This window comes from Oceanobacillus senegalensis, from assembly GCF_900176885.1.
Classification (GTDB): domain Bacteria; phylum Bacillota; class Bacilli; order Bacillales; family Amphibacillaceae; genus Oceanobacillus; species Oceanobacillus senegalensis.
In genome coordinates this window covers 531,867-545,073 of record NZ_LT839648.1, presented here as the reverse complement: position 1 = coordinate 545,073, position 13,207 = coordinate 531,867, and the positions used below count along the sequence as shown (strand labels likewise).

10 protein-coding genes and 1 pseudogene are annotated in these 13,207 nt (G+C 38.0%); 1 reads left to right on the top strand and 10 read right to left on the bottom strand.

What is annotated here, in order from left to right; translation table 11 throughout:
• Positions 1–219, top strand: a complete 219-nt coding sequence (locus CAO17_RS02490; protein ID WP_218775520.1) for a hypothetical protein — start codon at positions 1–3, stop codon at positions 217–219.
• Between the two features lie 147 nt (positions 220–366).
• Here the strand turns inward: CAO17_RS02490 and CAO17_RS02485 are convergent, their stop codons facing one another.
• From CAO17_RS02485 to ilvD, 10 genes and pseudogenes are all read right to left on the bottom strand, one after another.
• A complete protein-coding gene (locus tag CAO17_RS02485; RefSeq protein WP_245831745.1) occupies positions 367–840 on the bottom strand; it encodes a hypothetical protein in 474 nt (157 codons plus the stop codon).
• Positions 841–1,173: 333 nt separating this feature from the next.
• Entirely contained in the window at positions 1,174–2,136 is a 963-nt protein-coding gene (gene ilvA / locus CAO17_RS02480) for a threonine ammonia-lyase (RefSeq protein WP_245831744.1), read from the bottom strand.
• A 131-nt stretch (positions 2,137–2,267) separates the two neighbouring features.
• A complete protein-coding gene (gene leuD / locus CAO17_RS02475) occupies positions 2,268–2,849 on the bottom strand; it encodes a 3-isopropylmalate dehydratase small subunit (RefSeq protein WP_085991249.1) in 582 nt (193 codons plus the stop codon).
• Between the two features lie 13 nt (positions 2,850–2,862).
• Entirely contained in the window at positions 2,863–4,272 is a 1,410-nt protein-coding gene (gene leuC / locus CAO17_RS02470) for a 3-isopropylmalate dehydratase large subunit (protein ID WP_085991248.1), read from the bottom strand.
• 15 nt (positions 4,273–4,287) lie between these two features.
• Positions 4,288–5,395 (bottom strand): annotated as a pseudogene (gene leuB / locus CAO17_RS02465) (3-isopropylmalate dehydrogenase).
• Between the two features lie 37 nt (positions 5,396–5,432).
• Entirely contained in the window at positions 5,433–6,998 is a 1,566-nt protein-coding gene (locus tag CAO17_RS02460; RefSeq protein ID WP_085991247.1) for a 2-isopropylmalate synthase, read from the bottom strand.
• Positions 6,985–8,022, bottom strand: coding sequence for a ketol-acid reductoisomerase (gene ilvC / locus CAO17_RS02455; protein WP_085991246.1), 1,038 nt, complete (start codon positions 8,020–8,022; stop codon positions 6,985–6,987). Before ilvC ends, CAO17_RS02460 begins: the two co-directional genes overlap by 14 nt.
• Before the next feature lie 68 nt (positions 8,023–8,090).
• Positions 8,091–8,609 carry an acetolactate synthase small subunit gene (gene ilvN, locus CAO17_RS02450; protein ID WP_085991245.1) on the bottom strand — a complete coding sequence of 173 codons (519 nt, stop codon included), beginning with the start codon at positions 8,607–8,609 and terminating at the stop codon, positions 8,091–8,093.
• Positions 8,606–10,333, bottom strand: a complete 1,728-nt coding sequence (gene ilvB, locus CAO17_RS02445; RefSeq protein WP_085991244.1) for a biosynthetic-type acetolactate synthase large subunit — start codon at positions 10,331–10,333, stop codon at positions 8,606–8,608. The genes ilvN and ilvB overlap by 4 nt, the downstream gene beginning before the upstream one ends.
• Positions 10,334–11,303: 970 nt before the next feature.
• Entirely contained in the window at positions 11,304–12,998 is a 1,695-nt protein-coding gene (gene ilvD, locus CAO17_RS02440) for a dihydroxy-acid dehydratase (RefSeq protein WP_085991243.1), read from the bottom strand.
• Positions 12,999–13,207: the final 209 nt, after the last annotated feature.

The window sequence follows — 13,207 nt, the reverse complement described above, 5'->3', positions numbered from 1 at the left end:
ATGAAAGGTGGTGAAAAAATGTTAAAATTACTGGATAGATACAATATAGAAATATTAAAATCACAAATTCTTGGAGTTGCAGTAAATCTTCAAGATGATGAACTGTACAGTAGGGAAGATGCGGTAGCTGACTTAGTAAATATTATTGATGATCAGCTTGAAGGATATGTTTTTGAAAAACCTAATTCATCTAGAACGATTAGAGATCTAAATAAATAAAATGAAAAAAACAGACAGAATCTGATTTTCTGTCTGTTTTAACGTACAAACGGCACGCTACACATAAAAAACGTACACATTTTATTTGACAATCCCCTATTAGATTTTATTTAAGCAAAACTGTACATTTATCATTGACATTTATAACTAACTTGAATAATCCCACATAATCTTCCATTCTTCTTCTACCTGGGTTACATAAACATCTTGCATGATTGTCATTTTCCCATATTTTCCATTATACTCCTGATAAATAGTCATCTTATAAACCAAATCAATTGGTTCCCTACTCTCTTCCATTGTCCAATTTTCTACTTTCTCAACTTCTCCAATAGAATAAGAAAAAGATACTACATCGAAATGATTCATAAAAACATGAGCGCGGTCTTGTATATAATGTCCTTTTGAAAACTTTTCTTGCATATACGGATGAAATAATTCCCATGATTCAGCAAAAATCCCCTCTTGTTCAAAATCGTAGAATTCCTCAACCACTTGAACAGCTTCCCTTTCAGGTGAACGAAGAAAAATAAGAACAAAGAATATAATTAAAAATAAAAATAATAGAATCATACATCCGCCAATAAACAGGAATTTCTTTCTTTGCTGTACTTGATACATTCAATCAGCTCCTTTTTCCTGCTATTAGAATAATATGAAGAAAGGATACAAGATATTAAAGATTGTACTAAGCCAAGAGTACCTTCTTTCGTCTAGGCTTATTTACTCTAAGCTTTTTTCGTTTATTTTGTTGTGTTTTATATCGCATTTGAATGATTCTGAACTTACCCTGTTTTGTGGAATCGGGAACAATATTTACGCTCCAACTACCGTATTGAGTTAGTGAACGTCATATAATACAAAACGGCCATACAACGTTCGATTAAAGATATTTAATTACTACTAAGACCATTAAAAAACTCACTACCCATTTGGATAGTGAGTTTTCATTCTTTATAGTGCAATTTTTCTCTCGACCGGGCTAACAGGATTTAGCTGATTGGCAAGTTCTTGGATCGTTGACATTTTTCCAATGTCAAGGTTTCCTCCACTTACAACCACGCCACAGTGCCTGGAATGTATCTTATCATTATGTGCAAATAAAGCGGCTAATGCAGCTGCTCCAGCCCCTTCCATTAACGTTTTATTTCGTTCAAGCATATAGACGATTGCCGATGCGATTTCCTCATCATTGACAGTTACAATATCATCTACATAGCTTTTAATAATAGGTAGGGTTAATTCACCTGGCTGTTTAACAGCAATCCCTTCGGCAATGGTAGATACTGTATCTAATTTCTCGACGGAATTACTATGATAGCTTTTATAGATAGCAGGAGCGCCGTTTGATTGAACTCCGATCACCTTTATATTCCGGTTCACATGTTTTGCAGCAACGGCAATGCCACTAATTAAACCTCCCCCACCGATTGGAACTAAAATAGTATCGATGCGGTCTTCTCGACGAAGCATTTCCATGACCATCGTTCCTTGACCTGTCATGATATCATAATCGTCAAACGGGTGAATGTATACAGCACCGTTTTGTTTCTGATGTTCTAAGGAAGCTTCATATGCCTCCTGAAAACTTTCTCCTGTTAGTACAACATCGGCACCATAATTCCTTGTTGCATTTACTTTTGCAAGTGGGGTTCCTTCAGCCATAAATATAGTAGCCTTCGCGCCAAGCTTCCTAGCCGCCAAAGCAACACCTTGCGCATGATTTCCTGCAGAAGCTGTTATAACCCCTTTTGCAAGTTGGGATTTTGATAGCTGCAACAATTTATAGCTCGCACCACGAAATTTAAATGCACCCGTTTTTTGTTGGTTTTCCATCTTAAAATATACATGTTTTCCTACTAAGTTATTCGTTGTTGCTGATGTTAATAATGGTGTACGGTGAACAATATGTGCCAAACGCTTCCAGGCGCTGTGGACTAACTCACCTTTTAAGCAATCCCCAATTGAGTCACACTCCTTAAATTTTCAGGATAAGTATATTAATGAGGTTTTCCAGGTCCTCTACCTGTTTAGAATCCCACCCATTATTATCTGGATTCTTCAAATTCTTTAATCTTGTCTTCCAACAATAAAGTTAAAGCAATGTCATCCCAGCCATTCAATAGCTTTTCTTTATGATACGCTGGAATATGGAAAGATACAATCTTACCTTCATCATCTGTAATTTCTTGCTTTTCTAGATCCACAGATAGCTGGAACGCACCGTCTTTTGCTTGCTCCATCCATTCTGAAAGTTGATCCTCTTCCATTTTAATCAAAATAATTCCATTTTTCAAAGCGTTATTATAGAATATGTCAGCAAAGCTCGGTGCAATAATAACCTTAAATCCATAATCCAACAATGCCCATGGCGCATGCTCGCGAGACGAACCACATCCAAAATTTTCTCCGGCAAGCAAAATAGATGCGCTATCAAATTGAGCTTTATTTAAATCAAAATCCTCTCGCTTATTGCCATCATCATCGAAACGCCAATTATAAAATACAAACTGTCCAAAGCCCGTACGCTCGATTCGTTTTAGAAATTGTTTCGGTATAATTTGGTCAGTATCAATATTTGTGCGATTTAAAGGAAATACAAGTCCTTTATGTTCTTTGATTGCTTCCATGTGTTATACCTCCCTAGTTTAATACTCCAGATTGAAATTTACGGACATCGACAAAATGTCCTTCTACTGCGGCAGCTGCAGCCATTTCTGGACTAACGAGATGTGTACGAGCACCATTTCCTTGTCTTCCTTCAAAGTTACGGTTAGAGGTCGAAGCACAACGTCCACCTGCTGGTACAATATCGTCATTCATTCCTAGACACATACTGCATCCTGAATCACGCCATTCAAAACCAGCCTCTTTAAATACTTTATCTAGACCAAGCTTTTCTGCTTCCAATTTAACAGTGAATGAACCAGGAACAACAATGGCTTTTACACCATCTTTTACTGTTCTTCCTTTAATAATCTCTGCAGCATTTTGCAAGTCTCTTAATCTAGAATTCGTACAAGATCCTATGAAAACATGATCGATTTCAATGGAAGTAATTGGTTGATTTTCTTCTAAGCCCATATAATTTAATGCACGCTCGACATCCTCTTTGTGATCCACTTCATCAAGATTAGGAGTTGTTCCACCTACAGGTACACACATACTTGGATTGGTTCCCCATGACACTTGAGGTTCTACCTCTTCTGCATTAATCACAACTGTCTTGTCATAGACGGCTCCTTCATCCGTAGCTAAAGATAGCCACTCCTCCGCTTTCTTTTCAAATTCCTTCCCTTCAGGTACGTACTCTCTACCTCTTAAAAACTCTACAGTGGTTTCATCTGGACTAATTAGACCCGCTCTAGCACCACCTTCAATGGACATATTACAGATTGTCATGCGACCTTCCATAGGAAGTTTATGAATTGCTTCACCAGTATATTCCATAACATAACCGGTACCAAATTTTACGCCAAATTTCGCAATAATAGCAAGGATTAAATCCTTTGCTGTAACCCCAGGTCCAAGCTCTCCTTTAACATGAACGTTTAAGGTTTTTGGCTTTTCCTGCATGAGTGTTTGTGTTGCAAGTACGTGCTCTACTTCACTTGTTCCAATTCCAAATGCAAGTGCACCGAACGCACCATGCGTAGATGTATGGCTATCCCCACATACAATAGTTTTTCCAGGTTGTGTTAAACCTAGCTGTGGACCGATAACGTGAACAATACCTTGATCAGGGTGAAACATATCAGCTAATTTAATGCCAAAGTCTTCACAATTTTTGCGAAGTGCTTCCATTTGCTTTTTAGAGATCTGATCTTTTATTTGGTCTCTATTCTTAGTAGGTACATTATGGTCCATCGTTGCAAATGTTAAATCTGGACGGCGTACTTTACGATTATTTAATCGTAAACCTTCAAATGCCTGTGGAGATGTTACTTCATGTATTAGATGTTGATCAATATAGAGTAAATCTGGTTTTCCTTCTTCTTGATGTACAATATGTTTTTCCCAAATTTTTTCGATTATTGTCTTAGGTTTCCCCATGTTTTCCGCCTCCAATCAAACATACATATTACAAATACTATCGTGAAATACTTTTTGCTGTTAAATTTTCTAAGACAACTTTTGTCATCTCTTCTGTACCCACTTTTTTTCCACCTTGAATATTTAAATCGCCCGTGTGGTAACCTTGTTCAAGGCACTTATTTACCGCCTTTTCCATTTCAGATGCTTCCTCATCTAAACCAAAGGAATGTCTGAGCATTAATGCCGCAGACAAAATCATTCCGAGTGGATTAGCGATTCCTTTACCTGCAATATCTGGTGCGGAACCATGAACTGGCTCGTAAAGGCCTACTCCATCTGAACGAACACTTGCTGATGGAAGCATTCCAAGTGATCCTGTTAATACAGAAGCTTCATCACTTAAAATGTCTCCAAATAAGTTTTCTGTTACGATGACATCAAATTGGGTAGGGTTTGTAATAAGCTTCATGGCAGCTGCATCGACCAATAAATGTTCAACCGTTACATCTGGAAATTCCTTCGCCTTCTCTTCTACGACTTCCCGCCACATTCTACTGGATTCCAAGACATTTGCCTTATCCACAGAAGTGAGATGTTTTTTACGTATCCTCGCACTTTCAAATGCTTTCTCTACGATTCTTTCCATTTCTTCCCGTGTGTAGGAAAGTGTGTCAACAACCGCAGTTCCATTTTCTCTCCGTTCGCTTGGCTGACCAAAGTAAAGGCCACCTGTTAATTCACGAATGATTAAAATATCACTACCCTCGATAATTTCCTGTTTTAAAGGAGATGCATGAAGCAATGCTTTAAACCCTTTAACAGGACGAAGGTTTGCAAATAGTCCTAATTCCTTGCGAATCCCTAATAGACCCTTTTCTGGACGAATACTAGGATCTACACTATCCCATTTAGGACCGCCGACCGCACCTAACAAAATAGCATCCGCATTGTTACACGCGTTAATCGTATCTTCTGGAAGTGGAACGCCATATTCGTCAATGGCGTTCCCTCCTATAGCATGTTGGTGAAATGTAAACTCATGATTATATCGATTAGCAATTGCATTTAATACTACTTTTGCTGAATTTATAATCTCTCTTCCAATCCCATCACCGGGTAGAAGAATGATTTGCTTTTTCATACCGTTCCCCCTCTATACGTTACACTCAACAAACGATTTATTGCTCTGAACCAATAGGTGTTTTCTCTTTTTCATTTTGCTTCGTTGATTGATGCATAATGATATAACGATTCACTGCATTGATATAGGCATTTGCAGATGCTTCAATAACGTCCTGCGCTGATCCCCTGCCATTCATTATCTCCCCATTAACGGATAATTGAACATGAGATTCTGCTAGCGCATCCTTTCCGCCACCAACAGAGTTAATTTGGTAATCTAATAGTTCTAAATCTTCAGTAATCAATGTTGAAATGGTGTTATATAAAGCTTCTACACTTCCCTTACCTGTACAAGCAGATTGAGCAGATTTTCCTTCAGGTGTTTGGAGAGAAACGGTTGCAGTAGGGATATCGGATGATCCGTAATGAACTTGGAATGTTTCCAATTTGTACTTGCTAACTGCAGCTGCTTCTGTTTTAATTTCCATAATTAGCGTGTATATATCATCATCAGTAACTTCTTTTTTACGATCAGTTAATTGCTTAAATTGACCAAATGCTTCTTTTATCTCTTCTTCCGTTAATTCTATTCCAAACTCATTAACTTTATCTTTAAAAGCATGGCGACCAGAGTGTTTACCAAGGAATAACGTATTAGAAGTAACACCGATTAATTCTGGTGTAATTATTTCATAGGTTTCTGGATTTTTTAATACGCCGTCCTGGTGAATTCCGGATTCGTGTGCATAAGCATTTCTTCCGATAACTGCTTTGTTAGGCTGAACATACATACCTGTAAGCTTAGCAATCAAATCACTAGAACGTTTAATTTCGTTTAATTTTAGCCCTGTTTCATCTGAATAAAAGTCCGATCTAATTCTCAGTGCTACAGCTACTTCTTCTAATGCTGCATTTCCAGCACGTTCTCCAATACCATTGATTGTTCCTTCAACCTGTGTTACCCCATTTTCCACTGCGGAAATGGAGTTCGCTACAGCCATTCCCAAATCGTTATGACAATGACAGGATAAATCAACACGATCAATATTTGGTACATTTCCTCTTATATATTGGAACATTCTTCCGTATTCTGCTGGTGTCGTATAACCAACAGTATCTGGCAAATTAATAACCGTTGCTCCTGCATCAATCACTTTTTCAATAATTTGTACTAGGAAATCCCAGTCGGAACGTGTTGCATCTTCTGCAGACCATTCAATTTGTGGGAATTTTTGCTTCGCATAGGAAACCATGTTCACGGATTGTTCGATTACTTGTTCCGGAGTCATTTTTAATTTATATTTCATATGAATTGGTGAGGTTGCAAGGAATAAATGTAATCTTGGTTCTGTTGCACCTTTTAAAGCCTCCCAAGATATATCAATATCCTCTTTTACTGTTCTTGCTAATCCTGTTACAGAAACATCCTTAATCGTATCAGCAATTAATTTCACCGCTTCAAAATCACCTTTGGAAGAGGCAGGAAATCCTGCCTCCATCACATCTACTCCTAAACGTTCAAGCTGTTTTGCAATTTGAAGTTTTTCTTGTTTATTTAGATTTACACCGGGTGATTGTTCTCCGTCTCTAAGCGTAGTATCGAAAATTTTAATTCGTGACATGTACTTTCCCTTCCTTTTCTTTATTTTCTTGAATTGGCTGCTTTACAAATGGCATAAGCTCACGCAATTCTTTTCCAACTTTCGTAATTGGATGTACATTTTCTTTATTATTAATTGCATTAAATTGTGGACGACCTGCTTGGTTTTCAAGTATCCATTCTTTCGCAAATTTACCAGACTGAACATCCGCTAATACTTCTTTCATACGTGCTTTGGTTTCTTCGTTAACAACACGTGGCCCAGATACAAAGTCACCCCATTGTGCTGTATCAGAAATGGAATAACGCATGTTTTCTAATCCGCCTTCATACATCAAATCAACAATTAATTTCATTTCATGTAGGCATTCGAAATAAGCAACTTCTGGTTGATATCCTGCTTCTGTTAATGTTTCAAAACCTGATTTAACTAAGCTTGTTAAACCACCACATAATACGGCTTGCTCACCGAATAGATCTGTTTCTGTTTCTTCTTGGAAGGTTGTTTCAAGCACCCCTGCTCTTGCTGCACCAATACCATCCGCATAAGCTAGGGCAACATCTTTGGCATTTCCTGTTACATCTTGAAAGATTCCGTATAATGCAGGTACACCAGCACCTTCTTCATAAGTTCTTCTTACTAAATGACCTGGACCTTTAGGTGCTACTAGGAATACATCAACGTTTTCAGGTGGTACAATTTGGTTGAAATGAATATTAAATCCATGAGCAAATGCTAATGCACTTCCAGCTTTTAAGTTTGGTTTAATACTTTCTTCATAAACTTTTTGCTGATTTTCGTCTGGTAAAAGTACCATTACTACATCAGCCTCTTTAACTGCTTCTGCAACTGTATTAGCTTCAAATCCATCTTCCACTGCTTTTGCTTGTGATTTTCCTGGTCTTAATCCAACTACTACGTCATATCCACTATCACGTAGGTTACGAGCATGTGCATGACCTTGTGAACCATAACCGATAATTGCTACTTTCTTCCCTTGTAAAGCCTCTTTTTGGATATCTTTTTCATATAATACTTTAGTCATAATTTAATCTCCCTTTCCTTTTTCAAAGTTTTTTAGTTTATTAGATTAATTATTAATTAAATTCCTTATTAAATTAATAATGAATTTACTTCTTGCACGGGTTCCGGCTGTCTACCTCTTTGGAATGCCGTAACCCCAGTTCTTGTTAATTCTTTAATTCCATATGGTCTTAATAAATCAATAAGTGCATCCACTTTATCTGGTTTACCAGTTACTTGAATAATAAGGCTTTCTTTACTAACATCAATTACACTTGCCCTAAATGGGGTGATAACTCCCTGTATTTCTGCACGATTTTGGCCAGTGCTACCGACTTTAATCAATGCTAATTCCCTAGCAACCATTGCCTTTTCCGTAACATCTGTTACTTTTAAAACATCAATTTGCTTATTCAGTTGTTTCGTTAATTGTTCTAATTTTTGGTTATCGCTGATTTCTACGACAAATGTCATTTTAGAAATGCCTTCTACTTCAGATGTACCAACAGAGATACTTTCAATATTAAAAGCCCTTTTGGAAAGCATTCCTGTAATGCGATTAAGTACACCACTGCGATTTTGAACGGTAGCGGTTATTATACGTTTCATTTATCTTTTGTCACCCCGATCATTTCGTGATTTCCTTTCCCAGCAAAAACCATCGGATATACACATTCCAGTTTGATTACTCGACAATCTACAACAGCTGGACCATCATATGCAAAGACTTCCTCTAGTACGGCTGGTACATCCTTTTCATTATCCACCTTCAATCCTTTAACACCATAGCTTTCTGCAAGCTTGACGAAATCTGGATTTTGTAAAAGGGAATGGGAGTAGCGTTCTCCAAAGATTTTTTCTTGCCACTGTCTAACCATCCCTAATGCTTCGTTGTTAACAATAATAACTTTGACTGGCAGATTATAGTCTTTAAGAACAGCTAATTCCTGAGAGGTCATCTGGAATCCTCCATCACCAACAATGGATACAACTACATCATTTGGTTTTCCTAACTGCGCTCCAATTGCTGCAGGAAAACCGAATCCCATGGTTCCTAGTCCTCCAGAGGTAACCCATTTATCTGGTTGATCAAACTTGTAAAATTGTGCTGCCCACATTTGATGTTGACCAACATCGGTTGTTACAATAGCTTTCCCGTCAGTTTTTTTATAAACTTGCTCGATTAACCACTGTGGTGAAATAAGGTCTTCAGAGCGTTCATACCAGAACGGATAATTTTCTTTATCCTCGCTCACTCTACGAATCCAATCACTATAATCTGATGCCTCAATATCGATATTCAGAAGGGCTTGCAATGCTTCTTTCGCATCACCTACAACTGGAATCTTCGTTGCAACATTTTTTCCAATTTCTGCCGGATCAATATCGATATGTGAGACTTTGGCATTCGGTGCAAAGTGTTCCAAAGCACCTGTTAACCGATCATCAAAACGAGCACCGATATTTATTAATAAATCACAATCTGTAATAGCCATATTAGCTGTGTAGGATCCATGCATTCCTGCCATTCCTAGTGAAAGAGGATTAGTACCAGGAAAAGCTCCTAGGCCTAGTAAAGTCGTTGTAACTGGAATTTGGTATTTCTCTGCAAATGTTTTTAATTCGTTGGACGCATCCGCAAATAACACACCAGCTCCTGCTAGTAGTAGTGGCCGCTTGGAACGACTTAAAGCATCCGCGAGTTTCCTGATTTGTAATGGATTCGGTTTAATTGTTGGCTGATATCCAGGTAAATGAATATCATTATCCAACTCACCGGTTGCGATTACTGTTGTAATATCTTTTGGAATATCTACAACAACTGGTCCCGGACGTCCCGTTGAAGCAATGTGAAAAGCTTCTTTTACAATTTTAGGTAAGTCAGCAACATCCGTTACCTGATAGTTGTATTTTGTTACTGGTGTAGTAATTCCAATGACATCCGCTTCCTGGAATGCATCTGTTCCAATCACTCCGGTTCCTACCTGGCCGGTGAAAATAACCACAGGTAAGGAATCCATCATGGCATCCGTAATTCCAGTAATTAGATTCGTTGCTCCCGGACCTGAGGTTGCAATAACAACACCAGGCTTCCCTGTAACTCTTGCATAACCTTCTGCTGCATGGATTAAACCTTGTTCATGGCGACAGAGTATATGCTGAAAGGGTGCATCTGCACGATGTAAGGCGTCGTAAATTGGTAAGACAGCACCTCCTGGGTAGCCAAATACCGTATCAACACCTGCTTCAGTCAATGAACGAATGAAAACTTCTGCACCGGTTGTTATTTGTTTTTCTGATGCTATCTCTTTCGGCTTTGCCTCAACTTTCACTACTACTTACCTCCTCATTGATAATCAAGTTTAATTTATAGTAAAACAACCTTCAGAGTGTTCTTTATCTCCGAATGCCGTTATACCTTTTGGTTCGGATTTAATAAAAGCATTTCATTTTCACATGATTGTAAGTGATACGAAAGGGGCCAAGTATATAAAAAAAGCCCCATTCTCCCCTATAAATCTGCATGACTGCAGTATATATTGGGGAGAAAAGAGCCTTCTTTTCACGGTACCACCCAGTTTCATAGCATCCTCACGAATACTACCTCACAGACTAGATTCTAGTCTATTTTGATAACAGGTAATGTGATTATACCTGACCAAACCTACTAGTGGTGGTTCAAAATGTTTGGTTAAAATGACACTCCGAATTTCTTCGTCGGTCACCTTTTCGATGGATTCGTATCATGTAACCGTTCCACTACGAAAAGTTAATCAACTCGATTTTCTTGGCCCTTTCCATCCTTCATTTTGAACTTTAATATTCGTTCAGTTTGGCACTCAGGGATGAGATAGAAACGCGGTGTATTTCTAGGCTTCCAGCAACCCTAGATCTCTGTGAATACACGTTTGCAGATTCCATTTTCCCGTCATAGCGTTAGAAATATTTAAATATTTTTTTAATCTACCTTTTGTGAATGAACTTATTAATAAAAAACATTTTAAATTTCTGATATTGACAGTTATGATATACCGTTTTTGACGCAAGGTCAATAGGTAATTTGTAAAAGTTTTTCTAATTTGAAATATGCAATATATTGAATGCGTTTACAACGTCCATATATTAGCCTTTTTAAAAAAAGTAACTTTTATAATTTTTTTTTACAATATAGGAGACTGCCCCAACTCCAAACGTTAGACGATTGATTAATTACTAGTTCTAAAAATCGTTACGCCTTTTGGAGCAGTCTTATCCTTTTAACTTATATGCAATATATCGCGAGTGTTTTTCTTTTTCAATTTCTTATAAATAATCAGTTACTGCACCCTTAGAAGAGCAAGACACGTTATGAGCATATTTTCCTAGTACACCTTTTCTGTAGAGTGGTGGTGCAACCCAATCTTTACGACGAGCTTCGATTTCTTCTTCAGATACATCGAAGGAGATCTCTTTTTGTTCTGAATCAATGGTGACTAAATCACCCTCTTTAAGAAATGCAATAGGTCCACCATCCTGTGCTTCAGGAGATATATGACCAACAACTAACCCATGGGTACCACCTGAGAAACGCCCATCTGTAAGTAATGCTACTTTTTCTCCCAAGCCTTTTCCGACAAGAAGACTAGAGATGGATAACATTTCAGGCATGCCTGGTCCACCTTTTGGTCCAACATAGCGAATAACTAGAACGTCGCCTTCTTTAATTTCATTATTCAACACAGCTTCTGTAGCTTCTTTTTCATTATCAAAAACGCGTGCAGGTCCAGTATGGCGTTTCACTTTAACACCAGATACTTTTGCAACAGCACCTGTAGGAGATAAATTTCCTTTTAATACAATGAGAGGACCATCTTTGCGTTTAGGATTATCAAATGGCATGATAACATCCTGGCCTTCTAGTAGATTTGGTGCGTCTGCAAGGTTTTCTGCTATTGTTTTACCTGTAACAGTCATACAATCCCCATGTAGATAATCATTTTCATATAAAAGTTTCATAACAGCTTGTACACCGCCTATACGATGTAAATCCTGCATGACATAACGGCCACTAGGTTTCAAATCTGCTAGATGTGGTACTTTTTCTTGCATACGGTTGAAATCATCGATGGTTAAATCAACCTCTGCGGCATGGGCAATAGCTAACAAATGAAGGATGGCGTTGGTAGATCCGCCTAATGCCATTACAACCGTTATAGCATTTTCAAATGCTTCTTTAGTCATGATATCTTTTGGATAGATGCCTTTTTCCATTAGTTTATACACTGCTTCACCTGCAGCAGCACAATCAGCAGCTTTTTCCTTCGATTCAGCAGGGTTTGATGCACTTCCTGGCAAACTCATCCCTAATGCTTCCATAGCAGACGCCATCGTGTTCGCTGTATACATTCCACCACACGCTCCTGCACCAGGACACGCACTACATTCAATAGCTTTTAATTCTTGATCATCGATATCTCCGTTATTATGCTTTCCAACACCTTCAAACACGGAAACTAAATCAATATCTTTTCCTCTATGACTTCCTGGAGCAATGGTTCCACCGTAGACAAATACCGCCGGAACATCTGCATTTGCAATCGCGATGGCACAACCTGGTATATTTTTATCACAGGCTCCTATAGCTACTAACCCGTCTAGGTTTTCCGCACCGACAACAGTTTCAATCGAATCAGCTATTATGTCACGACTTGGTAAGGAATAACGCATTCCTTGTGTACCCATTGATATCCCATCTGAAACGGTAATCGTATTAAATTGAAATGGTACTCCACCAGCTTCTCTAGCACCATCTTTCGCTTCTTTCGCTAAATCATTTAAATGAATATTACATGGAGTAACCTCTGCCCATGTGCTTGCTATCCCAATCATAGGTTTCGTGAAATCATCATCTTTAAGACCTACAGCACGAAGCATCGCACGGTTTGGGGCCTTTACTGTTCCTTCTGAATAAACCTTACTTTTTATCCGTAAGTCTTTACTTTTTGTGTCTGTTGACATTCCAATTCCCACCTTTCTTTCGAATCATTATATTCCTATTTGTCAAATTTCTCAATGAATTTAATAAAAATAAAAAAGTTTTTCATCTAATTTTGTCGTTTTCCTTAATTTTTATAATTTAAAACATACTCTTCATTGACAAGTTTGGTAATCTTGCTATATTAAAGCCATACGAAAAATCGCACATAACCACTCGTCTTTCCAATAAA